The following is a 222-nucleotide window of genomic DNA, read 5'->3' as shown; positions in this document are numbered from 1 at the left end:
GACAAGGTATACGATGGGACAACTGCAGCTACTGTCACAGCGACAAGTTCTGACATTATAAGTGGAGATGATATAAGCCTTACAGCAACAGGGGAGTTTGAAGACAAGAATGTAGGGACAGACAAGAGTGTCAATGTGAGTGGAACACTATCAGGAGCAGATGCAGGGAACTATGCTTTTCAAAATCCAACAGATAGAGTAACAGCTACCATCACTCCCAAG

Annotated in this window: 1 protein-coding gene; it reads left to right on the top strand. The window is 44.1% G+C overall.

Annotated elements, in window-relative coordinates; all coding sequences use genetic code 11:
* On the top strand, window positions 1–222 hold a 222-nt coding region (locus ACYQ0O_RS13265), incomplete at both ends, for a YDG domain-containing protein (RefSeq protein ID WP_459893835.1).

It is taken from the genome of Desulfothermus okinawensis JCM 13304 (assembly GCF_054654515.1).
This window is presented reverse-complemented; position numbering and strand designations above follow the sequence as displayed.